Origin of the sequence: Larkinella knui, from assembly GCF_003858645.1 — a bacterium.
GTDB classification, from domain to species: Bacteria; Bacteroidota; Bacteroidia; order Cytophagales; family Spirosomataceae; genus Larkinella; species Larkinella knui.
This window is the reverse complement of the sequence record NZ_RQJP01000001.1, coordinates 908,709-931,250: the sequence shown is the minus strand read 5'-3', so window position 1 is coordinate 931,250 and position 22,542 is coordinate 908,709. Positions and strand designations below refer to the sequence as shown.

Annotated in this window: 21 protein-coding genes and 1 tRNA gene; 11 read left to right on the top strand and 11 right to left on the bottom strand. The window is 49.3% G+C overall.

The annotated features are described in order from the left end of the window. Positions 1 to 82: 82 nt before the first annotated feature. Together EHT87_RS03730 and EHT87_RS03725 are read right to left on the bottom strand one after the other, a co-directional pair. Positions 83 to 156 (bottom strand) — tRNA-Ala (locus EHT87_RS03730). 115 nt (positions 157 to 271) lie between these two features. Beyond that, positions 272 to 757, bottom strand: coding sequence for a DUF3299 domain-containing protein (locus tag EHT87_RS03725; protein ID WP_124903983.1), 486 nt, complete (start codon positions 755 to 757; stop codon positions 272 to 274). Positions 758 to 934: 177 nt separating this feature from the next. On the opposite strand from EHT87_RS03725, the gene EHT87_RS03720 reads away from it, so the two are divergent. The 7 genes from EHT87_RS03720 (at position 935) to EHT87_RS03690 (ending at position 7,956) form a co-directional block, all read left to right on the top strand. After that, on the top strand, positions 935 to 2,449 hold the full coding sequence (locus tag EHT87_RS03720) for a sensor histidine kinase (protein ID WP_124903981.1): 1,515 nt from the start codon (positions 935 to 937) through the stop codon (positions 2,447 to 2,449). Then, the gene (locus EHT87_RS03715; RefSeq protein WP_510186261.1) at positions 2,421 to 3,074 is read left to right on the top strand and encodes a response regulator transcription factor; all 654 of its coding nucleotides are present in this window, start codon (positions 2,421 to 2,423) and stop codon (positions 3,072 to 3,074) included. Before EHT87_RS03720 ends, EHT87_RS03715 begins: the two co-directional genes overlap by 29 nt. 137 nt (positions 3,075 to 3,211) lie before the next feature. Next, positions 3,212 to 3,847 carry a peroxiredoxin gene (locus EHT87_RS03710; RefSeq protein WP_124903979.1) on the top strand — a complete coding sequence of 212 codons (636 nt, stop codon included), beginning with the start codon at positions 3,212 to 3,214 and terminating at the stop codon, positions 3,845 to 3,847. Between the two features lie 323 nt (positions 3,848 to 4,170). After that, positions 4,171 to 4,443, top strand: a complete 273-nt coding sequence (locus EHT87_RS03705) for a hypothetical protein (RefSeq protein WP_124903977.1) — start codon at positions 4,171 to 4,173, stop codon at positions 4,441 to 4,443. 173 nt (positions 4,444 to 4,616) lie between these two features. Further along, the gene (locus EHT87_RS03700) at positions 4,617 to 5,357 is read left to right on the top strand and encodes a glycoside hydrolase family 25 protein (RefSeq protein ID WP_124906001.1); all 741 of its coding nucleotides are present in this window, start codon (positions 4,617 to 4,619) and stop codon (positions 5,355 to 5,357) included. 11 nt (positions 5,358 to 5,368) lie between these two features. Next, positions 5,369 to 7,039, top strand: coding sequence for a glucose-6-phosphate isomerase (gene pgi, locus EHT87_RS03695; RefSeq protein ID WP_124903975.1), 1,671 nt, complete (start codon positions 5,369 to 5,371; stop codon positions 7,037 to 7,039). A gap of 80 nt (positions 7,040 to 7,119) precedes the next feature. Then, positions 7,120 to 7,956: a PorT family protein gene (locus tag EHT87_RS03690; protein WP_124903973.1), complete on the top strand. Its 837-nt coding sequence runs from the start codon at positions 7,120 to 7,122 to the stop codon at positions 7,954 to 7,956. An 80-nt stretch (positions 7,957 to 8,036) separates the two neighbouring features. On the opposite strand, the gene hisS is transcribed toward EHT87_RS03690, so the two are convergent. Continuing rightward, a complete protein-coding gene (gene hisS, locus EHT87_RS03685) occupies positions 8,037 to 9,404 on the bottom strand; it encodes a histidine--tRNA ligase (RefSeq protein WP_124903971.1) in 1,368 nt (455 codons plus the stop codon). Positions 9,405 to 9,531: 127 nt separating this feature from the next. Between hisS and EHT87_RS31220 the strand changes: the two genes are divergently transcribed. Next, entirely contained in the window at positions 9,532 to 9,708 is a 177-nt protein-coding gene (locus tag EHT87_RS31220) for a hypothetical protein (RefSeq protein ID WP_185716132.1), read from the top strand. A 70-nt stretch (positions 9,709 to 9,778) separates the two neighbouring features. On the opposite strand, the gene EHT87_RS03680 is transcribed toward EHT87_RS31220, so the two are convergent. Then, entirely contained in the window at positions 9,779 to 10,117 is a 339-nt protein-coding gene (locus tag EHT87_RS03680) for a hypothetical protein (RefSeq protein WP_124903969.1), read from the bottom strand. A gap of 150 nt (positions 10,118 to 10,267) precedes the next feature. On the opposite strand from EHT87_RS03680, the gene EHT87_RS03675 reads away from it, so the two are divergent. Then, entirely contained in the window at positions 10,268 to 11,032 is a 765-nt protein-coding gene (locus EHT87_RS03675) for a methyltransferase domain-containing protein (RefSeq protein ID WP_124903967.1), read from the top strand. Positions 11,033 to 11,039: 7 nt separating this feature from the next. Here EHT87_RS03675 and EHT87_RS03670 read toward each other — a convergent pair whose 3' ends face one another. The 7 genes from EHT87_RS03670 to EHT87_RS03640 form a co-directional block, all read right to left on the bottom strand. Further along, the gene (locus EHT87_RS03670; protein ID WP_124903965.1) at positions 11,040 to 12,026 is read right to left on the bottom strand and encodes an NAD-dependent epimerase/dehydratase family protein; all 987 of its coding nucleotides are present in this window, start codon (positions 12,024 to 12,026) and stop codon (positions 11,040 to 11,042) included. Between the two features lie 16 nt (positions 12,027 to 12,042). Next, entirely contained in the window at positions 12,043 to 13,050 is a 1,008-nt protein-coding gene (locus EHT87_RS03665; protein WP_124903963.1) for a glycosyltransferase family 2 protein, read from the bottom strand. Between the two features lie 9 nt (positions 13,051 to 13,059). Further along, positions 13,060 to 14,343 carry a glutamate-1-semialdehyde 2,1-aminomutase gene (gene hemL / locus EHT87_RS03660; RefSeq protein WP_124903961.1) on the bottom strand — a complete coding sequence of 428 codons (1,284 nt, stop codon included), beginning with the start codon at positions 14,341 to 14,343 and terminating at the stop codon, positions 13,060 to 13,062. A 106-nt stretch (positions 14,344 to 14,449) separates the two neighbouring features. Then, the gene (locus EHT87_RS03655) at positions 14,450 to 16,177 is read right to left on the bottom strand and encodes an ABC transporter substrate-binding protein (protein ID WP_124903959.1); all 1,728 of its coding nucleotides are present in this window, start codon (positions 16,175 to 16,177) and stop codon (positions 14,450 to 14,452) included. Between the two features lie 163 nt (positions 16,178 to 16,340). Then, positions 16,341 to 18,173 (bottom strand): membrane protein insertase YidC, encoded by a 1,833-nt coding sequence (gene yidC / locus EHT87_RS03650; protein ID WP_124903957.1) that lies wholly within the window; start codon positions 18,171 to 18,173, stop codon positions 16,341 to 16,343. A gap of 132 nt (positions 18,174 to 18,305) precedes the next feature. After that, on the bottom strand, positions 18,306 to 19,970 hold the full coding sequence (gene pyrG, locus EHT87_RS03645) for a CTP synthase (RefSeq protein ID WP_124903955.1): 1,665 nt from the start codon (positions 19,968 to 19,970) through the stop codon (positions 18,306 to 18,308). A gap of 126 nt (positions 19,971 to 20,096) precedes the next feature. Further along, positions 20,097 to 21,077, bottom strand: a complete 981-nt coding sequence (locus tag EHT87_RS03640; protein ID WP_124903953.1) for a GlxA family transcriptional regulator — start codon at positions 21,075 to 21,077, stop codon at positions 20,097 to 20,099. Positions 21,078 to 21,247: 170 nt separating this feature from the next. On the opposite strand from EHT87_RS03640, the gene EHT87_RS03635 reads away from it, so the two are divergent. Together EHT87_RS03635 and EHT87_RS03630 are read left to right on the top strand one after the other, a co-directional pair. Next, on the top strand, positions 21,248 to 21,832 hold the full coding sequence (locus EHT87_RS03635; RefSeq protein ID WP_124903951.1) for an alpha/beta fold hydrolase: 585 nt from the start codon (positions 21,248 to 21,250) through the stop codon (positions 21,830 to 21,832). 151 nt (positions 21,833 to 21,983) lie between these two features. Then, a complete protein-coding gene (locus EHT87_RS03630; protein ID WP_124903949.1) occupies positions 21,984 to 22,421 on the top strand; it encodes a VOC family protein in 438 nt (145 codons plus the stop codon). The last annotated feature ends 121 nt before the right edge of the window (positions 22,422 to 22,542 follow it).

Here is a 22,542-nt window from a genome sequence, read left to right as displayed (position 1 = left end):
TCATCCATTTACCGTTGAAATCCCTACATTAGTAAACAAAAAAGCTCCGGATTCGCTGAATCCGGAGCTTTTAAAAATCGGGTGGAGATAGTCGGATTCGAACCGACGGCCTCTACAATGCCATTGTAGCGCTCTAGCCAACTGAGCTATACCCCCTTTTTTTGGTGGTGCAAAGATGGGAAATTTTGCATAAAAAGCAATGCGGCTTTTACAGTTTCCACAAAAAAAGCGCCACCCAAAAGCGTGGCGCAGTGATTTTGAGCGAGTTCTATTATTGTTCTACCATTTCGGCATCGGCAATAATGTAGTTCAGTTCATAAATATTATCGGCATTCAGTTTCAGAGTTCCCCGGAACGTCCGGCGCTCATCGGTTTTGAACTTGAGGCCATTTTTCTTGAATTTCAACGACACGACCGATTCAGGACCTGCACCGCCACAAAAGAAGCAAGCGCTGTAGGGAAAAGCAGAAAGAACATATAAATTGGATTCGTAGTCGACCGGAAGCACGTACCCCGTCAATTCAACCGGTTTTCCGCTGAGCTTTTGAATACCGGCTCCGAACGTCGGATACAACATATAAACCGACTCTTCGGGATACCATTTTTTCTTGAAAGTTACATCGCGCAGCGTTTCCCACGACAGCTTGACCGGCTCCGCAGCGACAGTTACCGGCGGGTGACTGACTAGTTTGGCGGGCGTAAAAGCAGCCAGCGTCAGCAGTCCTGAAAGAGCGATAAAGCAGACATTTTTTTTCATGATGAGGTCGCGTTCAGATTAATACAAATCTACACCGTTTTAAGTTTAAAAAACAACACTCGGGGTGCTTTGGTTCGGGTTTTCAATCGCTAAAAAGCATAAGTTACTACCCTAATCCTTCAATTAACATAATTTTTAGTATCTTTACTCTGATCAACGTGGTTGCCTCATAAAACCGTGTCGGAAGTAGTAAACGTTATACCCCAGACTTCTCAGCCTTCGGCCCGCCATTTCAACCGTCTGTTTTTAACGACATTGGTATTCATTGCCGTGTTGTTGACGGTTGCGGAAGTGGTGACCCAGCTTCAAACCAGACGCGAAGCCGAACGGGTTATGGTTTTTAAAATGGCGTCGGCGCAACGCCATCACAGCCAGCGGCTTGTCAGTAAAGTTCTGCAACTGACCCGCCCCGCCGAACGGCTCAATTTTCAAAATAACCTGTCAGAAATCAAAAAACTGTTCGCGCAGTTTGAGACGAATCATTTACACATCGAACAGGGCACAGTACCCGGTTTTCCGGTTATGCTTCACAACAGCGACAGTGTCCGGATTCGCTTTCAAATTTTGAAACCTTTTTACCTGGGTTTTCGGGAAAGCATCCAGCGCATTATCCAGCTGGCCGACCAGGCTCCGAATCCTGAAAAATTCTCAGCCGAAGTGGATCTGACCCGCTTGATGCAAAATGAGAAGCCATTTCTGGACAAGATGGATGATATTGTTCAGCAATATACCCGCGAAACGCTGGAAAACGTGGAACAAACGAGACTAATCGGATTCGTCATCTACCTCTTCACCTTGCTGGCACTGGTTTTTGCCGGATGGTTCATTCTAAGACCAGCCGTTAACAAGTTCGAGGGTGTTATTGTCCAGTTAGTGGAAGCGGAAACCCGAACGGCCACCACCAATCGCAAATTGCTTTCGCTGAACCGGGCCCTGAAAGAAACGCGCCAACAGCTTTTCGATGCGACCCGGAAACAGTACCAGCAACAGATGGATGAGCAAAAACTGCGAACTTCGTATCTGGTAGCCGGGCAGGAAGAGGAGCGCAAGCGGCTTTCCCGCGAATTGCACGACGGGATTGGACAAATGCTGACGGCCATTAAACTACAGGTCGAAAGCTTTGAAAAAAGCCTCACCAACGAAACCAAAGGGACCAAAAATCTGACGGTTCTGAAAAACCTCATTTCCCAGACCATTCAGGAAACCCGCAATGTGTCAAATAACCTGATGCCGACGGTATTAAGTGATTTCGGGCTGGTTCCGGCGGTAAAGATGCTAGCCGATACGCACGACAAAGACAGTAAAATTGATATTATTTTTCATACTAATCTGTCAAATACACGTTTAGATAAGAGTGTGGAGATTGGTGTGTATCGAATTGCTCAGGAAGCGGTCAGTAATGCGCTTCGTCATGCCGAACCCCATCAGATTACCATTGATTTGTTCGAAAAAGATAATTACTTGCATCTTATTGTGAACGACGATGGAAAAGGGTTCCGCATTCACCGCAGTCGTAAAGAAGACAGCAAACGGCCTTCGCAGGGAATTCACAACATGAATGAACGCGCTGCGCTGATCAATGGAAAGTTCAAAATATCATCTGCGCCCGATAAAGGCACAAAAGTACAAGTAAGTATACCTTTTAAACTCGCACACCAGGAATATGAGTACACTCAAGTTGATGCTGGTTGATGACCACTCTATCGTCCGAAACGGAATACGCTCGCTGTTGGAACAGAACGACGAATTCGTCATTGTCGACGAAGCCGGCGATGGTGAGGAAGCCCTTGAAAAACTAAAATCCCAGCAACCGGATGTGGTTTTGATGGATATTTCACTGCCGGGCATGTCGGGTATTCAAACGACGCAAATTATTTCGCGTCTGTATAAAAATATCAAGACCTTGATGTTATCGATGCACAACAATGAAGATTATATCCTGCGTTCGGTGGAAGCCGGCGCCTTCGGGTATATTCTGAAAGATTCGTCGAGCGATGAAATGATGAAAGCCCTGCGGACCATTGCCAGTGGCGAAAAATATTTCAGCTCGCCCGTAGCCACCATCATCCTTAATGGCTACATGCATCAATTGAAAAAAACGGAACGGAGCAGTAAAATCCGGCGTTCCAAACTGTCGAAGAAGGAAAAAGAAATCCTGCAGTTTTTGGTCGACGGGATGAGTAGCCGCGAAATAGCCGAAAAACTGCAGCTTTCTGTCCGGACCGTCGACAACCACCGGGCCAACATGATGCGCCGTCTTCAGGTGAAGAATGCCGCCGAACTGGTCAAAATGGCCGTGGAAGAAAAATTGATCTGAAAAACTATTTTATGCTTCGGTCGTGTTAATGGATTGCTGTCTTTGCAGCGAAATAATAGTCAATTACCACAAGCTGTTATACATTTGCACGGCAAAGACTATAGCATTACTATAGTATAAACCAAACTGTTTTTCTTATGGCACTCCGATTAGGTGACATCGCCCCGGATTTTACGGCTGAGACCACCGAGGGTACAATTAACTTTCACGAATGGCTGGGCAACTCCTGGGGAATGATCTTTTCCCATCCTGCCGATTTTACACCGGTCTGTACGACCGAACTCGGCCGGACTGCCCAACTCAAAGATGAGTTTGAAAAGCGCGGTGTAAAGGTGATTGCGGTCAGTGTTGACCCGCTTGAGTCACACACCGAGTGGGTGAAAGACATCAACGAAACCCAAAATACAACGGTCGATTTTCCGATGATTGCCGACAAAGACCGTCAAGTAGCTGAATTATACGACATGATCCATCCGAATGCCAGTGAAAAATCAACGGTTCGGTCGGTGTTTGTGATTGGTCCCGATAAAAAAATAAAACTGACGCTAACCTATCCGGCTTCAACAGGTCGGAACTTCCTGGAAATTCTTCGCGTCATCGACTCGCTGCAACTGACGGCAAACTACCAGGTGGCGACGCCTGCGGACTGGCAGCAAGGTGAGGACGTGATCGTTGTTCCGGCGGTTAGTACGGAAGATGCGATCAAGAAATTCCCGAAAGGCGTTACCATCGTAAAACCGTATCTGCGGACCACTCCGCAACCGAATAAGTAAGTCATTGGGTTATGATTGAATAAGGTGCCGGCAAACGTATTTTAGATACCTTTTGCCGGCACCTTTTTTTAGAATACCGGTTTGTTTCGTTGATCCCGTTGTTCAAACTGATTTTTCCTGCAACGGAAACCTAAATTTTTTACTCTTTCCGGTTTTCTTCTACACGGAAAGCCTCGGTGACCCAGGGCCGATACCTCATCCATTTATTCTTCAGGCCAGCATAAATACGGACGCCGATTCCAGCTCAGGACTTTTCGCTCATTATTTGGAACAATCAGAAATAATGCGGGTTCTGTCGTGTATAACCAAAGTTAAACAATGTTATGAACGTCACAGAACGCAGTTATGAAAAAGGATCGGTGAAAAACCCCAATCCGAAGCACAAGGAAGGCCCTGTTGCAGAGGCCATTGAGGAGCAAACCGCGAAAATACCATCCGACGTTTTTTTGTGGGCAGCCATTGCATCGATGGGTGTTTCCCTGTTTTACAAAATTACCGGTGAAAACGACAAAGCTTTATTCGTTGGCCAATGGCCAGCTCCGTTTTTGTTGTTAGGTTTATACAACAAAATCGTGAAGCTGGAAGGACACGATTAATTTCTTCGAATAAAGGCCATCCGGGGAGGAAAAGAGAAAGAAATCCATGTCTTTCTCTTTTCCTCCCTTTTGTTTTCCAATCATTTCCTACTTCGCTTCCTCCCTTTTTCTGCTTATTTTTGCCCGACATGAGCCGGATAGTTCTATTTATCTACAGGAAGCGAAGCGTATTAATGTGGCCGTTTCTGGCACTTTCCCTTCTGCTGGTGGGGCTCTGGTGGAATCGATCTTTGAAAAAAGTCAATGAATTACAGTGGCAGTTTGTAAACGGATACGGTATTCGGATGCCGCTGAAGTATACGATTCACGGCATTGACGTTTCCCATCACAACAGTCGCATCAACTGGAAGCGCGTTTGCCAGATGCAGGCCCAGGGCGTGGCGTTGCAATTCGTGTTTGTGAAAGCCACTGAAGGTGCATCCCTGGTTGACCGTCGATTTAAAAACAACTGGCAGGAAGCCCGGAAAGCCGGTTTGAAGCGGGGTGCCTACCACTTTTATCACCCCAAACGCGACCCGGCCAAGCAGGCGCAGAATTTCATCAAAACCGTAACGCTACAACCGGGCGATTTTGCGCCCGTGTTGGACTTTGAACGGAACGCCAAAGGAACGATTCCTGCCGAAAAACTAATTGCCGATATCCGGATCTGGCTGAGCCTGGTGGAAGATCATTATGGTACAAAACCGATCATCTATGTCAACCGGCATTTTTATTTGCTCTACATTGCCGGTAATTTCGACGATTATCCACTCTGGATTGCGGATTATTCTACCGACCATCCGAACGAATTTAAGGCTGACCGGTTGTACTTTTGGCAACACAATGAAAAAGGCTCCGTCGACGGTATTCGCGGAAAAGTCGATTTTAACGTGTTTGTCTGCGAACCGGAACGATTGAATGAAATTTGTCTCTGAACCAACACACAATGCTACCTTCTCATTCTTTTCTACAATTACCTGCTTATCAGCAGCTTCAAAGTCATTTTGAGCAAATCAAAGAACGCCATCTACGGGATTTGTTTGCCGAAAACCCGAATCGTTTTGAAGAGTTTTCACTGCGGTTTGAAGATATTCTGGTCGACTTCTCAAAAAACCGGATCACCGCCGAAACGATCCAGTTGCTTCGCCGATTGGCGGGTGAAGCGGGTTTATACGAAGCAATCGAAAAGATGTTTTCGGGCGACCCCATCAACCTCACTGAAAACCGCTCCGTTCTGCACGTCGCTCTTCGGAATCGTTCCAACACGCCCGTTCTGGTCGATGAAAAAGATGTCATGCCGGACGTAAACGCAGTTCTGGATAAAATGAAAAGGTTTTCAGAACGCATCAGTTCGGGCGAATGGAAAGGTTACACCGGAAAACCCATCAGGCAACTGGTCAATATCGGCATCGGCGGATCGGATCTTGGACCGGTCATGGTAACGGAAGCCTTAAAACCGTATGCCGTGCAGAAAGATGGCAAACCGCAGCTGGAAGTGCATTTTGTTTCCAATGTCGACGGGGTGCACATTTACGAAACCCTGCAAAAACTCGATCCCGAAACCACGCTGTTCATGATCGCGTCGAAAACCTTTACGACGCAGGAAACCATGACCAATGCTCATTCGGCCCGCGACTGGTTTCTGGAGTATGCCGGGGATGAATCGGCGGTTGCCAAGCATTTTGTGGCCATTTCGACGAACCAGTCCGAAGTCGAAAAATTCGGCATCGACCCCGAAAATATGTTTGTTTTCTGGGATTGGGTTGGCGGGCGTTATTCGCTCTGGTCGGCCATCGGTTTATCGATTGCCTGTTACATCGGTTTCGACCATTTCGCCGACTTGCTGGAAGGGGGCCACGCGATGGATCTGCATTTCAAGAATACGCCGATCGAGGAAAACATACCGGTTACGCTGGCGCTCGTGGGAATCTGGTACAATAATTTTTTCGGAGCCGAATCGCACGCCATTCTGCCGTACGATCAATACATGCACCGGTTTGCGGCCTATTTCCAACAGGGCGACATGGAAAGCAACGGCAAATCCGTCGACCGCAACGGCCAGCCAACGGCCTACCAAACCGGGCCGGTGATCTGGGGGGAACCCGGCACCAACGGCCAACACGCTTTCTATCAACTGATTCACCAGGGAACCAAGCTGATCCCGTGCGATTTTATTGCCCCGGCCATCAGCCACCGTCCCCTGGGCGACCACCACAAAATGCTGCTTTCTAATTTTTTCGCCCAAACGGAAGCTTTAATGAATGGCAAATCCGGCGAAGAAGTGGTGGGTGAACTTGCCAAATCCGGAAAGACGAAAGAAGAAATCGAATTGCTGATGCCGTTTAAAGTCTTTTCAGGAAACCGCCCTACGAATTCCATCCTGGTTCAGAAAATCACACCCCGCACCCTCGGTAGTCTGATTGCGCTATACGAACATAAAATCTTTACGCAGGGCATAATCTGGAATATTTTCAGTTTCGACCAGTGGGGAGTCGAGTTAGGCAAACAACTCGCCAGCCGGATTCTGCCCGAACTGGCCGACGACCAGCCGGTTTCATCCCATGACAGTTCGACAAACGGGTTAATTAATTATTATAAAGAAATGCGTCAAGCCTAAACAATCCAAGTTATACCGTGTTAAAAGGGTGTATGTAAAACATGCACCTTTTTTTATACAACTTCAACAATGTTATTATCATGAAACGCAACAGTACTTTGCTTGCGCTTTGCCTTTTGGGAACGTGGAGCGCATTTGCTCAGACCAGCTCGTCGGATTCATCCAGAACATCCACGACTACAACTATTAATTCGACCGGAACCGATTCAACCAACCGCTCGAATTCGACCAGTTCTACAATGGACAACTCGTCGACGAACACGACCTCGCCGACCAACAGCTCTACGTATTCAACGACTCCGAACGCCAGCAGTTCATACTCTTCCAGCTCAACGACATCCGACAACAGTGGCCGGGAAAAACGTCCGAGAGCGGAGAAACCGTACAAGGCGTTTACGGGCGGTTTTTATGTGGGAGCCAACACGACCCGTTACAAGGGTGAAGACATCGACGGAAACAATCCGTCCGGACGTCTTGGCTATCAGCTCGGTGTATTTGTTCGGGGTGGCGGCCGGATTTATGGTCAGATCGGTGCGGAATACTTTGCTTCCAGCTCGAACTACTTTACTCCCGGCGACGGATCATCTATTCAGGATATTTCCGGTAAAATCAACGCAAAATGGCTTCAAATCCCGGTTTTGGTTGGGGTGAAACTGGCTCAGTCTGAGCGCGGTATCTCGGCTGTCCGGCTGGCCGTCGGTGCTGAATATGCCAATCGCCTGAGCAGCAGCACAACCGTCAATATCGACGATAATGAGATTAAAAGCGGCACTTTCCTGGGCCTGGCCAATTTGGGCTTCGACATCGGTCCGCTGCTGATCGACGTGGTTTACCACCACGGTTTTTCCGATGCCATCAAAGGATTTAACAATTCGCAACGCCGGACACTGGGCCTGAACGTTGGGTTCAAGTTTTAATCGATCGTGCGTTGAAAATGATAAAGGTGCCCCGGTTTTAGAATCGGGGCACCTTTTTTTATTCGTCCAGTTTAGCCGGGTTAGGCCCGCGTCAGGCGTTCTACAATTTGCCCGGCAGTCAATTTTTCCTGTTCACCCGTAACCATGTTTCTCAGGGTGAGTTGGCCGGTCTGCAGTTCTTCCGAACCGATCAGAACCACGTAAGGAATGTGTTTTGCGTTGGCATAATCCAGTTGCTTCTTCACCTTGGCCGAATCCGGATACGCTTCGGCAGCAACATTTTGCAACCGCAGCTGGCTCAGCAAAGGCAATCCAAGCGCGCGCGCTCCGGCTTCGAGGTGAACGACCAGAACCTGCGTCGATTGCAAGCCGGTTTCCGGAAACAGATTCAGTTCTTCCATCACATCGTAAATCCGATCGACGCCCAGTGAAATGCCAACGCCAGACAAACCCGGCATGCCAAAAGCGCCCGTGAGGTTGTCGTAGCGGCCACCGCCACTGATGCTGCCAATCTGCACGCCGTTGGCTTTGACTTCGAAAATAGCTCCGGTATAGTAGGACAGACCACGGGCCAGCGTCACATCCAGTTCCATTCGGGCGTCGTTCAAACCGTACTGCTCCACCAGCTGCCAGACCTCTTCCAGTTCGGCAACGCCTTTCAAGCCCACGTCCGAGGTCGCCAGCCAGCTTCGCAACTGACTAAAAGCCGCCTGCGACTGATCGGGAAACTGAAACATGGGGGTTAATTTATCAATCGACTCATCCGAAAAACCGCGTTGTTTCAATTCTTCAACCACTTTTCCCTGGCCGATTTTATCCAGCTTATCGATGGCAACGGCGAGTTGGCCCTCTTGTCCTTCAGCCCCCACCACCTCGGCAATGCCCGTCAGAATCTTGCGGTTATTGATTTTTACGGTAAAATCCTGAATGCCCAGATTCCGCAGGCTTTCGTGCAGCATCAACACAATTTCAGCTTCGCACAGCAGCGAATCCGTACCGACCACATCCGCATCGCACTGCACAAATTCCCGATACCGTCCTTTCTGCGGGCGGTCGGCCCGCCAAACCGGCTGAATCTGATACCGCTTGAAAGGCATCGTCAAAGCATGGCGGTTCATGACCACATAGCGGGCAAAAGGAACCGTCAGGTCGTAGCGAAGGCCTTTTTCAGAAATTTTGAGCGTTAATTTACGAGCATTTTCCTGCCAGTCGGCTTCGGACAAACCGCTGGAAAAATCGCCGGAATTAAGAATTTTAAACAGAAGTTGATCCCCTTCTTCGCCATATTTCCCCATCAACACCGACAGGTTTTCAAGCGCAGGGGTTTCAATCGGCTGAAATCCATACCGCCGGAACGTCTGCCGGATGGTTTCCAGCAAAAAGAGCCGTTTGCTCATTGGTTCCGGCCCAAAATCGCGGGTACCGCGGGGTAAACTCGGTTTTTGCATGGTGCAAAAATAGCAAGCCGGGCGGAGTTTCTTATCAGATTGATAACTACCGATTAAAAATTGATTTTGTGCGGTTTTTCCGCTAATTTTGCGGACAATTTGGAATAAACTATTAATTCATACAATCATGGGAGTAACGGAACTGAAACGCAAAGACCAAAAAAATAAAGCCCGGGCTAACAACAAAATTGCCCGCATCAAGCAATTGCTGCGTCGCCCTGACGTAAAAAATGTTGATGTGGAAGCGATCAAAGCGTCTTTTGCTGAAAAGAAAGCCGCAGCAGCAGCTCAAAAGGAAGCGTAAGCATACAGCAGTTCTTTGTGCGTAGTATGATTACTGCGCTCTGAAAACTGGGCATCACCCGATTGCCTCGTCACGCTCGACGGACGGGGTTTTCTTTTTTTTGCCGGGCCCGAAGTAGTTTCTTCAGGTGCCGGCGAATGGCCCGGCGCGTTTCCATCTGTACCCGGAAAATAATGGCCTGACCAAACAGGGAAAGCCCGGCATTGATGACAATCAGGCTGTAGGTGCCGAGCAAAAACCACCGGCTAAAGGGCTCGCCGGTATGTTTGAGATTGGCGGCTTCGCTGAAAACGCACAATCCATAGCCAATCAGGATTAGACTGAATGGTGCCAGCAGAAGCCATTTGGTACGGGTACTCATCCGCTTGATGAGTCGCCGACCGGGCGGTTTGGAAGGAGCTACGGGCATCGTATTTAATTCTACAAGTTGATCAAAGCTCTAATTTAACAGACTAATTCACATTTCATCTTTAAATCTGTTAATTATTGCGTATTCGGACTCATTTTCGTTCGGCAAAAGTCAATCCCTACCCGGGTTCTGGCTGTGTTTTTCCGTGGTATGAAACAGCTCATCAGCTTTATATTGAAAACAGTACCGCGCCCGGCCCTGCAGCGCGTCAGCCATTATGCCATGAAGGTGATGATGGTTTTCTACCGGGGCAACAACGTTGAATGCACGGTTTGCAGCAAACATTTTCGGGAATTTATGCCCTACGGCCGGAACGCTCCCCGCGCTAATGCCCTGTGTCCGAACTGTCTGGCATTAGAGCGGCACCGACTGATGAACCTGTACCTGCAACGGAAAACCAATTTTTACCGTGACCATCTGAAAGTTCTTCATGTCGCACCGGAACATTGTTTTATCGATCGGTTCGAGAAATTACCCAATCTGGATTACATCACGGCTGACATCGAATCTCCGCTGGCTAAAATAAAAATGGATATTCACCAGATTCCATTTCCGGACAATACGTTCGATGTCGCGTTTTGTAACCACGTGATGGAGCACGTCGATGACGATGCCAAAGCGAGTAGTGAACTCTACCGCGTTCTGAAACCGGGCGGCTGGGCCATCATCCAGTCTCCGATCGACTACAACCGCGAGACGACTTTTGAAGATGCCACCATCACCGATCCGAAGGAACGGGAACGTCTTTTCTGGCAAAGCGACCACGTCCGGCTTTTTGGCCGCGATTATGCCCAGCGGCTGGCCAAAGGCGGTTTTAATGTCGTGGAAGATCGCTTCGTCTTCGAACTACCGCGAGACGAAGTAAAACGGTTTTCGCTGCCCGCCGGGGAGGTCATTTACCTGTGCAAAAAGTAAATCCTGTTTAGCCCTCTACCGGATACGGACCTTCGGAAAATGTCTTGCTATGGTAGCCCTTCGAACCGACTTGTTGCGCCAGTGGACTGGGCAGCTTATCGCCCGCTTTTAAACGGTCGATGATTGCCCTGAAATCATACCGAGGCTCCCAACCCAACTCCGTTCGGGCTTTTTCGTTGACATAAACCCGGTCGATGCTCGGAAACAGCCGCCACCCCCGACGCTCATACTCAGCTACATAGCCAGGGATGTATCTCTGAACCACTTGGGACAGATTACTCCGCAAATCCGCCGTATCGCCCGGTGAAAAAGGCGCTGTGGCACTGATGATGTAGGTACCAAAACCGATTTCCGGCGCTCGTTCAGCCGCCAGCAGGTGGGCGCTTACCACATCCTCCAGGTCGACGCGACGGTTGAGGTATTCGTTGGCCTTCAGGTTATCATCCGGATAAACATCCCGTACCTTTTTGTCGTCATCTTCCTCCAGAAAAAACCGGGAGGTTCGCAGCACCAGACTGGGAAGCCCGTGGTTTCTAAAATAGAGCTGGCAGAGGTTTTCGGCTGCGGCTTTGGTAACGCCGTAAATATTTTTCGGAATGGGCGTCACGTCTTCGGTAATCCAGGCCGTGGGCTCTCCCGCGGGTGGCACCAGCGCATCCCCAAATACACTGGTCGTGCTCGTAAAAATAAACCGCTCAACACCCGCTGCGACCGATTCCTGAAGCAAGTTAAGTGTACCGGAAATGTTGGTGTCGATAAAATCCTGGTGGCTGTGCGTGGCAACATGCGGTTTGTGCAGTGTCGCCGTATGAAAAACCGCTTTTACGCCTTCCAGACACTGTTTTACGAAGGAGCGATCCGTAATGGAACCGACATGTGTGGTAAAAGGAGAGCTGAGAATGTCCAGACTGACGACCTCGTATCCTATATTCTTCAACGTGCGGACCAGTGCTTCGCCCAGGTGGCCGGCGCTTCCCGTGATCAAGACTTTCATGCCCCAAAAGTACGGATCACGACGGATATTCCATGTTCGCGCCGGTTTCCTGGTGGCCTTTGGGTTCACGAAGCCGTTTCCAGCCTTCGCTCAGAAATCCGATTCCATACCCAATGAGCTGAATAAAAGCCGCTTCTACACTCAGAAAGGCGATTTTCAAGCTCTTTTCCTTTTGATAGGCATCCACCAGAATTAAAATCGAGAGCAGCAGCGGGACCGAAACCGCCAGGCCGAACAAAACCGGGTGAATAAAAAACCAGACCGGAATTGAAAACATAAACAAGGTAAACAGCGCGGGAAACGTGTGGACCAATCGCAACTCGGACGGATAAAACCGGGCAATGTTGATGCGGGCGCGGCCAAAAAACCGCAGCTGGCGGTAAAATTGCCCAAAATCCGTTCGGCGTTTGTGATAAATGAATGCTTCGGGAAGCAGGCCGGTTTTGAAGTTGGTTTCAATAATCCGAATGGCAAACTCGATGTCCTCCCCCATCCGGCTGATTTTGTAGCCTCCGATTTTCTCGTACACGTTTCGCGAAAACCCCATGTTGAAACTGCGCGGATGAAATTTCCCGCCCAGATTTTTCTTGCTGCCGCGAATACCGCCCGTCGTAAACGGCGAGGTCATCGAATAACTAATGGCTTTCTGAATGGGTGTAAAACTGGGGTGAGCCGCGTCGGGGCCGCCATACGCATCGAGCCAGTCGGATTGCAATCGCTGCTCGACGGCTTCAAAATAATGCGCAGGCACCAGCGCATCGGAATCAAAAATCACAAAATAATCGCCCGTGGCCCGCTCGAAACCGTAGTTTCGGGCAAAACCCTGCCCGCCATTGGGTTTGTCGTAATAATGAATGTTCAGCCGGTTTTTGAACGACTCGACCACCGCATCCGCCCGCGTTACGGAACCGTCTTCGACTACGACAATCTCGTCGGGAACGCGCGTTTGCCGGCTCAGACTTTCGAGCAATTCGCGCAGTTCGTCCGGGCGATTGTATACGGGAATGATGACGGAAAAGCGCATCGAATAATTTTAAATGACCTCTTTCAATGCCTCTTCGTTTGCCCAGATCACCTGATCGACCAGTTCATCGGTCAGTGCAACGGACAGAAACAGACTTTCAAATTGCGACGGGGCCAGGTAAATTCCCCGCTTCAGCATTGCATTGAAATACCGCCCAAACAAGGGGAGATCACAGGTTTTGGCATCGACAAAATTAGCAACCGGCCGCTCCGTCATGAACAGCGTATACATGGAGCCGAGGTGATTGATCGTAAAATCAAGTCCCAGTTTGATCATGCTGGCCCGAAAACCATCCGTCAGCCGGGTTCCCAGTTCTTCGAGTCGCGCATACACGTCCGGGTGTTCGTTCAAATGCCGGAGCATCGCCAGACCGGCCGACATGGCAATCGGATTGCCCGACAGCGTCCCGGCCTGATAAACCGGACCGGCGGGCGACACCACATCCATAATGTCCCGGCGGCCCCCGTAGGCCCCCACCGGCATTCCTCCGCCAATAATTTTTCCCAGCGTGGTCAGATCGGGCCGAATGCCAAACCGCTCCTGCGCTCCGCCTTTGGCCAGTCGAAAACCGGTCATTACTTCGTCGAAAATGAGCAGAATACCGTTTTTATCGCACAAATCCCGCAGTCCTTGCAAAAAACCGGGTTCGGGAAGCACACAGCCCATGTTGCCCACAACGGGTTCCAGAATGACGGCGGCAATCTGATTGGCATTGGCGTCGATCAACCGCTCGACGGCGTACAAATCGTTGAAGGGAGCCGTCAGCGTGTCCAATGCAGTCGCTTTGGTAACTCCGGGACTGTCGGGCGTTCCCATCGTGATGGCGCCACTGCCGGCAGCAATCAAAAACGAATCGCCGTGGCCGTGGTAACAACCCTCAAATTTGATTAGTTTATCGCGGCCGGTAAAACCGCGTGCCACCCGAACGGCGGCCATCGTGGCTTCGGTGCCGGAATTGACCATTCGAACTTTCTCGACTGACGGCACCATGTCGATGATCAATTCGGCCATTTCAACTTCTTTCCGGGTTGGCGCTCCAAAGGAAAAGGAGTGCTGAATGGCTTCCCGCACAGCCTCCTCCACCGGTTCGAACGCATGACCCAACACCATGGGTCCCCAGGAATTGATCAGTTCGATATACCGGTTTCCATCCTCATCAAAAATGTAAGGCCCCTTGGCCGATTTGATAAACAGTGGATTTCCGCCCACGGCCCGAAAAGCCCGAACCGGCGAATTTACACCCCCCGGAATCAATGTCTTTGCTTTCTCGAAAAGTTGCTCGCTTGTTGTCATTATATTGAGCGATTGAGTGATTGAGCAGTTGGGTGATATAAGGTCTATTTGACTTTTCACTCTAACGCTCAATCACTCGATCACAATTGGTTAAACTCGTTCACTATTATTTAATAAGTGTAAACCGTGTTCCGTCAAATTTAACAATGGGAACAACCTGGTTTTCGTTGCTGGCCGTATAATCATACCCGGAAAGTAAATAACCTTCTTCCGGTGCGGTTTTTAACTGGGATCGGCTCGTAATCTGACCCCGGTTTCGGGCGAGTGTCCGACCAAAAAACAGGAGCAGATCGTAGCCCTGATAGGCATACGTCGATGGAATCAGGTTTCGTTGATCCAGGTATTGCTCTTCAAATTCGTCGGTTTCAGGGCGCTGCTGATCCACAAATTCGGGATAAACCAGGTATAAATCACTTTTGGTAAAAACAGACAACGGATCTTTTACGAAATCAAAAGCCGAAGCCGTGGCAATAACCGGCACCTCAATTTTCCGCTGGTTCAATAATCGGAGTAATTTTGGCCCCATATTTTCATCGCTACTAACCAGAAAAATGTGGCCGGGTTTGTTCGTTTCCGACAACCGGATGGATTCCAGGTCGGCCCCCACTTTACGAAAATCCTGTATGGCATAGCCAATTCGCTTCAATTCATTCTGGTAAAGCACCGCCAGCGTGGAGTCTTTTCGGGTATTTCCAAAATAGATAGCGGCTTTTTTAACCATCGACAGGGTTCGGGCAAAAGCCGCGGTTTTTAGCGCCTGCTGGTTAAGCGATGGCGTGGCAAGAAACGCAAGAGGCTGATTGGCAATCAATTCGCTGCTGGTTGAAATCGGATTCACCAGCAGAATAGAATTCGCATTGGCAAACTCCGTGGCAACCCGGTTGGGTTCGGCATAGAGCGGCCCGATAATCAAATCGTTCTGAACAAAGCCCGGATTAGCTACCAAAGCCGTCATTTTCGAAACGTCATTATCCACATCATAGGCAAACAGATTGACCGTTATGCCCTCCGACTGCAGTTTCGTTTTAGCCAGTTTCATGCCGTTGTACAAGTCCAGCGCGTACTGGTTGGAACGGGCGCGCTCCTCCGGATTGATTTCGTTGATGCGAAATGGAAACAGCACGGCAACATTATAATACCCCTTGTTGCGATTTCTCTCCGGCTTAACCACGGTAGAAGCCGTCGCATTGGGGTTGCTTTCCGTTGCCACAGGGCGGGCTATTGCCGGAATGCCAAAGCGGTTGGTCAACCGGTCAGACAACTCCAGATCAGCCGGCGAGGTGGATGTTCGCTGGATCTGATCGATTAACGTCAAGGCCAGTTCGCGGTTGTTCGGAAACTCTTTCTGCATCAATTTCAGCCGGTTTAGATCATTGATCTGGCCGAAATAATAGGCTTCGAGTTTACTGACATCGGCTTTCAGAGCCGGGTCGCCAATGCGGCCTAGATTTTCAATTCCTTCTTCGTATTGGCCGCTTTCAAAATAGGCCGCTCCCAGCAAGTAATAAACATCGTCCAACTTCTTCCAATTCGGAAACCGGTCGATCAACTGCCGTAACATCATCCGGCTTTCCGAAAACCGTTTCAGATTGAAGTCGGCCAGCGCGTGGTAATAATGCGCATAGGGAGCAATTCCGCCCGTCTGGCCATCCGTCAGGGGGCGCAACTCCGCTTTTGCCTTAGTATAGTCTTTCTGCTGGATCAAGCGCACTGCATTCTGATACCGGCGTTCGGCATTGTCAGTCTGGGCCATTGCCGCCTGCACCGTCGCCCACAAAAAGACACTGAAACTGAATGACCTTAAACCAGTATGAGAAGTTAAAAACCTATTCATTGGGTTCTGTTAAGAAGCGTGGCACAAAACTAACAAAACCAACGCAGATGCGTTGGTTTTGTTACGACCAAGAATGACGGCGGGTCTGCTTTTTGTCGCGAATCTTTGAAAAAAGCTTTCCGACGCGTTTATTCCGCCATTCAGGTTGGAATAAAATACCGTCTTATTTTTTCGGCCGTTTTTTAGCGTCTTCAGCCTGCTTTTTAGCTTCTTCGGCCTGCTGGAGTGAACGTTGCAGCAAATCCTGAAATTTCGATTTTTTGACGTCTCCTTTCGCAAACTTCTTCCGGTTTTCTTCCAGCACCGCCTTGATTTTGTCTTCATCGACGAACTTGCGAATCAACAACTGCTGGGCAATTGTCACTACGTTCGAAACAAAGTAATAGAACGTCAGACCGGCCGGAAAGGAATTCAGCACAAACATAAACATCAGCGGAAAGACATAACTCATGGCTTTCATGTTGATCGGGCTGTTCTGCTGCGTGGGCGTCATCTGGTTGTTGTAATACGCATAGGCCAAACTCGAAGCCGTCATGAAGATCGTAAACAAACTCAGGTGGGAACCCAGGAACGGAATCGTAAACGGAAATTTGATGAATGAGTCGTACGTCGATAAATCACTCGACCACAAAAACTCTTTTTGGCGCAGTTCGATCAGGTTGGGAAACAGAAAAAACAAAGCCATCAAAACCGGCATCGTTGCCAAAACCGGAATACAACCGCTCAGCGGACTTACGCCCACCTGCTGATACAGTTTCATGGTTTCCTGTTGCTGCTTGGCCATGTCATCGCCAACCTTCTCCCGAATGGCGTTTACTTCAGGGCCTAACACCCGCATTTTCGCCATGCTAACGTAGGAACGATACGTCAAAGGCGTCAATAACAGTTTAACAAAAACCACCAGTGCAATGATCAGCAAGCCGTAATTGGAAATAAACCGCTCGAGAAAACTAAATACCGGCACAAAAAAGTACTTGTTAACCGGCTTCAGCAAGGCGTAACCGAGGTACACATTGCGATCAAATTCGGGCGCCACTTCGTCGAGCAGCTGGTAGTCGTTCGGGCCGAAATAGAAGCGGTAATTTCCTTTTCCGCGCTTCACATCGGCGATGGGAATCAGGACGTCAGCGATGGCGGTTTTTACCGTACTGGAGTCAGCCTCGTTCACGAGCGTTTTAAAAACCGCCTTTTTAAAGGGACTGTTTTCGGAAATAAAACCCGCCAGAAAATATTTATGCTTGATGGTAAACCACTTCACCGGCTCCTCAAGCGTGGCTTCATGATCGGCCGCGCCTTCGGCCAGCCCGTCGAAATTTTCATCGGCAGACAGGTAATTGATCGTTGCTGATTTGCGGTTTTCGGCCAGGTCGTTTTCAAACTGCCGCATTTTGTCCTGCCACAGGAACCGGATGTCGTTGTTCGTGACCAGATTATCCAGGCCGTTGAGTTTCAGGTCATAATCGACCACATAGCCTTGGGCCGGAATGGTATACGTTTGCTCGACGGATTGCGTGGGCGACAGGGCCAGCTTGAACGTGATGGTCTGACCCGATGCGCTGGATTGGGCCGGGGCGGTGGTTTCAAAAAACAGTTTCTCGATATTCACTTTCCCACGGTTGGTGGGCAGTTCCATCACCATTTCGCTGCTCTGCTCGTTAATCAGCACCAGCGGTTTCTGGTCGTAGGTTTTGTAGTTTTTCAGCAGGACTTCTTTGACGCGCCCACCTTGTGTGCTAAACGTGACCCGAATGTCGGGGTTTTCAACAATAATGTCCCGGCTTTGACCCGTGGCGGCTGCAGCGAAGTCGCCATACATCATGCGGGAGGCTGCCGAATCCAGGGGTTGTTCGGCCTTCGTGGCGGCTTCCGGAGTGGGAGAAGAAGTTACTTTTTCCTGTTCGGGTTTCTTTTCCGGAGCGGGCTTTGGCATCAACAACTGATACCCCAGCAACATCCCCAGAATCAATACAATGCCAATAATTTGATTACGATCCATTTTTTTAGTTTAATATCTGCTGTTTGAGGGGCAACCCGGTTGCCAGGCCTTGAAACCGCACCGGCGGCCCGGGTTCCCCCTTAAACAGCAGACGAATCATTTTAGTCCGCAAAAGTACGGAGAAGCAAAGGCTTAACCAACATGCGCCGTGGAGTCGACCATCCGTTTATCCTGAGAATGAACCTGAGACGCCCGCACGAACTGCACAAACAACGGATGCGGATCCATCACCGTGCTCCTAAGTTCCGGGTGGAACTGTACGCCGACAAACCACGGATGGTTTTTAAGCTCCACGATTTCAACCAGTCCGGTTTCCGGATTAATGCCGGTTGGAACCAGGCCGGCTTTCTCAAACTGGTTGATAAATTCGTTGTTAAATTCGTACCGGTGGCGGTGGCGCTCACTGATTTGCGATTTCCCGTAAATGTGATGGGCCAGCGAATCTTTCTTGATTTTACAGGGATAAGCCCCCAGCCGCATGGTACCGCCTTTGTTGGTCACCATTTTCTGGCTCTCCATCATGTCGATAACCCGGTGCGATGCATTTGGGTTCATTTCCGAGGAGTGGGCATCGGTCCATCCCAAAACGTTGCGCGCAAATTCAATACAGGCACACTGCATGCCCAGGCAAATGCCCAGAAACGGCACCCCATTTTCACGGGCGTAGCGGATCGCGTTGATTTTACCTTCGATACCCCGTTCACCAAAACCGGGAGCCACCAGAATCCCGTCGAGATCCCGTAGGCGTTCGGCCACCTGATCGAAATCACCCAATGTTTCGGATTGAATCCACTCGACATTGACCTTGCACTCGTTTTCGGCCCCGGCATGAATGAACGCTTCGGCGATGGATTTGTAGGCATCGCGCAATTCGACGTATTTCCCAATCAAACCAACCGTAATGGAGTCGGTGGGATTTTTGAGGTGGCCCAGAAACTCCTTCCAGCTATCGAGATCGGCGTCCTGATCATTGTACAGGTCGAGCATATACAAGGCCCGTTGATCGAGTTTTTCTTTCCGCATCAGCAGCGGAACATCATAAATCGTTTCGGCGTCGATGGCTTCGATGACCGAGTTAACCTGAACGTTACAAAACAGCGCAATTTTCCGGCGAATGTCATTGGGCAACGGGTGTTCGGTCCGGCACACAATGATGTCGGGTTGAACGCCGTTTTCCAGCAGCATCCGAACGGAGTGTTGCGTCGGTTTGGTTTTCAGTTCGCCCGCCGAAGCCAGGTAGGGAATCAGCGTCAGGTGAATGACCAGGGTATCTTTCTCGCCCAATTCAAACTTCAACTGCCGGACAGCTTCCACAAACGGGAGCGACTCGATATCGCCCACACAACCGCCAATTTCGGTAATAATGATGTCGTATTCACCGGTTTCGCCCAGCAAACGAATGTTGCGTTTGATTTCGTCGGTAATATGCGGCACCACCTGCACCGTACGACCCAGAAAATCGCCCTTGCGTTCGCGGGTGATTACGTTGTTGTAGATCCGTCCCGTGGTGATGTTGTTAGCACGTGACGTACGAATATTCAGAAAACGTTCGTAGTGTCCCAGATCGAGATCGGTTTCTGCGCCGTCGTCAGTGACGTAGCATTCGCCGTGCTCGTATGGATTGAGCGTACCGGGATCAATATTGATATAAGGATCAAACTTTTGAATCGTGACCGAAAGGCCGCGAGACTGAAGCAATTTTGCAAGCGAAGAGGCAATAATGCCCTTGCCTAAAGAAGAAGTTACACCGCCCGTAACGAATATGTACTTAGCGGTTTTCTGACCGGATGGAGCCATGTCTGAAAACGAAATGTGGTTGTTACGGGATATAAAGGTAGAGAAATTTACGGAGAAAAGGGTGCTGTGTAAGTGAAAAAAGTTGACGAAGGGCGATAATCGGTTGATGCTCAGCGAATGGTCGTGTCACGCAACGGCCGCTTCTTTGTTGTATTTATTGCGGTACTCGATTGGCGACAATCCGGTGATTTTTTTGAATATCGTCCGGAACGCTTTTGTATCCGAATAGCCCACATCGTACATAATTTCATTGATATTTTTCCGGCTGATTTCCAGATTTTTCTTGGCGGCTTCAATTTTAACGCGCTGAATGTATTCAGCAACGGTATTGGAAGTAGCTTTTTTAAACCGGCGCTCCAGATTCCGACGACCCAGTGCGTGCATTTCCGCCAGTTGATCGATGGTAATTTTATCCTGAAAATTCTTCTCGATAAATTCCTGCGCTTTCTTTACCGGCTCGTCTTCATGTTCTTTCTGGCCCTGAAAAATGGTGAAGGGCGACTGCGTTTCCCGATCGATTTCAATGGCAAACACTTTGGCCGAAAGCACGGCGATATCGCGACCCGCGTATTTTTCGATGAGGTATAAGATGAGATTGAGGTACGAGAAGGCTCCCCCACTCGAATAAATGCCCAGTTCGTCCGTGATGATCCGTTCCGTTACCAGATTCACGTCCGGAAACAGGTGCCTGAATTCATTGGTCGCCATCCAGTGCGTAGCACATTGCCGTCCTTTCAACAAACCGGTTGAAGCCAATAAAAAAGCCCCTAGACACAGGCTCGCCACTTCCGAACCGCCCTTGTATTGTTCCGTTATCCACGGTATGAAGTCCCGGTTATTGTCGATCGCCGTTTGCAGATCGCCATCCAGAGCAGGAATGATGATCAGATTCGTCTTCTTGACATCGGTAAAAACCACATCCGCATGCGCCGTAAAAGCACCACCACTCAGGGGCGTTTCTTTCAAAAGCCCCACCAGTTGCACCTGGAACAAGGGCTTTTCACCCCTGGCTTTAAAAAACTGATTGACTTGCGTAAACAGTTGGCGGGTTCCCTCCAGGCTACCTAAAATAGCCCCTTTGGGGACTAGAATCGATATATGCTTCATAGCACCAAAAGTATAGAAATGGTTTGTCGTAATCAACCCCTTTTATTGCCGCGTTTACCCCCTATCGGTATCAAATCGTTCCTGTACGTTTGTAGTGCCTACTGAATCCCGGAGAACTACGACCCAGAGGAATCCAACACGTGGATTGGCCAACAAACACATTCACTACGATGAAAAAGCAGGTTCTGTTCATTCACAGCGCCGGACCTCAGGGTTCCCACGCGGGCAGTGACGATTTAGTGGCCTATTTAAACGATGCGCTGGGCGCTAAATACCGCGTGCTGCATCCCAAAATGCCGGAGCCCGAAAATCCATCGTATGCGGCCTGGAAACTACAGCTTCAATCTCAACTGGCCTCGATTACCAGTGACGTTATTCTGGTAGGCCATTCATTGGGCGGTTCGGTTTTATTGAAATTTTTGTCTGAAGAAAAAACCGAAACACCGATTGCCGGTCTGTGCATCCTCGGAGCGCCTTACTGGGGAAACAAGGGCTGGAAAAGCACCGATTTTGCTTTGCCGAAAGACCGCTCGATACTTTTACAAATTCCGAACATTATTCTTTTTCATAGCCGGGACGACGACGTGGTTCCATTCGATCACCTGCACGAATACGCCAAAAACCTCCCGTTTGTTACGGTCCACGAACTGGATCACTACGGGCACCTTTTCGTCAACGGATGCCCGGATTTGATCCATGAAATCAGAAGATTATTTAAAAAGCACGTCGGAAAGAAAAGTCTGCAAACCCCTTAAAACCGTTCCGATGGTCACGGGCAAAGCGGCTTTTTATTCTGATATACTGTCAGAATCAATGATGCTTAAATGGTCATTCCAGCCTGGGCCTATTGGCAGGAAAGACCCCAACTTGTAATGGAATTTACCAACGCTTAAACCTATCGATACAATGGCAACAATCAATCCGTATTTAAATTTCAAAGGCAATACCGAAGAAGCTTTTAATTTTTACAAGTCGGTGTTCGGTGGCGAATTTATCATGGTACAACGTTTCAAAGATACACCGGAAGGCGAGCGTGTGTCGGCGGAAGAGGGTGATAAAATCATGCACATTTCGTTACCAATTGGCAAAGGAAACATTCTGATGGGAACCGACGCGCTCGAATCGATGGGGCATAAATTAACGGCCGGCAACAATTTTCAACTTTCAATTGGCACTGATAGTCAGCAGGAAGCCGATGCTATTTTTAACGCCCTTTCTGCCGGAGGCCAGGTTGAAGTTCCCCTGGGGAGGATGTTTTGGGGCGCTTATTTCGGCATGTTTACGGATAAATTTGGCATTACCTGGATGGTAAGTTTCGATGAAAATGCCTTGCCCCATTCGTAAGATCGAAACCTCAAATGAGGCCGTAACACCACCTGAAAGTGTGAATTACTTCACAAAAAAGAGAACTCAGGCCCTAATTGAATGGGGCCTGAGTTCGTCTACCAGTCTCTAGTTACGAAAC

Coding starts and splice junctions, on each gene's coding strand:
- EHT87_RS03725 (WP_124903983.1), bottom strand. CDS start 757: ATGAAAAAAAATGTCTGCTTTATCGCTCTTTCAGGACTGCTGACGCTG.
- EHT87_RS03715 (WP_510186261.1), top strand. CDS start 2,421: ATGAGTACACTCAAGTTGATGCTGGTTGATGACCACTCTATCGTCCGA.
- EHT87_RS03710 (WP_124903979.1), top strand. CDS start 3,212: ATGGCACTCCGATTAGGTGACATCGCCCCGGATTTTACGGCTGAGACC.
- EHT87_RS03705 (WP_124903977.1), top strand. CDS start 4,171: ATGAACGTCACAGAACGCAGTTATGAAAAAGGATCGGTGAAAAACCCC.
- EHT87_RS03700 (WP_124906001.1), top strand. CDS start 4,617: ATGTGGCCGTTTCTGGCACTTTCCCTTCTGCTGGTGGGGCTCTGGTGG.
- pgi (WP_124903975.1), top strand. CDS start 5,369: ATGCTACCTTCTCATTCTTTTCTACAATTACCTGCTTATCAGCAGCTT.
- EHT87_RS03690 (WP_124903973.1), top strand. CDS start 7,120: ATGAAACGCAACAGTACTTTGCTTGCGCTTTGCCTTTTGGGAACGTGG.
- hisS (WP_124903971.1), bottom strand. CDS start 9,404: ATGCAAAAACCGAGTTTACCCCGCGGTACCCGCGATTTTGGGCCGGAA.
- EHT87_RS31220 (WP_185716132.1), top strand. CDS start 9,532: ATGGGAGTAACGGAACTGAAACGCAAAGACCAAAAAAATAAAGCCCGG.
- EHT87_RS03680 (WP_124903969.1), bottom strand. CDS start 10,117: ATGCCCGTAGCTCCTTCCAAACCGCCCGGTCGGCGACTCATCAAGCGG.
- EHT87_RS03675 (WP_124903967.1), top strand. CDS start 10,268: ATGAAACAGCTCATCAGCTTTATATTGAAAACAGTACCGCGCCCGGCC.
- EHT87_RS03670 (WP_124903965.1), bottom strand. CDS start 12,026: ATGAAAGTCTTGATCACGGGAAGCGCCGGCCACCTGGGCGAAGCACTG.
- EHT87_RS03665 (WP_124903963.1), bottom strand. CDS start 13,050: ATGCGCTTTTCCGTCATCATTCCCGTATACAATCGCCCGGACGAACTG.
- hemL (WP_124903961.1), bottom strand. CDS start 14,343: ATGACAACAAGCGAGCAACTTTTCGAGAAAGCAAAGACATTGATTCCG.
- EHT87_RS03655 (WP_124903959.1), bottom strand. CDS start 16,177: ATGAATAGGTTTTTAACTTCTCATACTGGTTTAAGGTCATTCAGTTTC.
- yidC (WP_124903957.1), bottom strand. CDS start 18,173: ATGGATCGTAATCAAATTATTGGCATTGTATTGATTCTGGGGATGTTG.
- pyrG (WP_124903955.1), bottom strand. CDS start 19,970: ATGGCTCCATCCGGTCAGAAAACCGCTAAGTACATATTCGTTACGGGC.
- EHT87_RS03640 (WP_124903953.1), bottom strand. CDS start 21,077: ATGAAGCATATATCGATTCTAGTCCCCAAAGGGGCTATTTTAGGTAGC.
- EHT87_RS03635 (WP_124903951.1), top strand. CDS start 21,248: ATGAAAAAGCAGGTTCTGTTCATTCACAGCGCCGGACCTCAGGGTTCC.
- EHT87_RS03630 (WP_124903949.1), top strand. CDS start 21,984: ATGGCAACAATCAATCCGTATTTAAATTTCAAAGGCAATACCGAAGAA.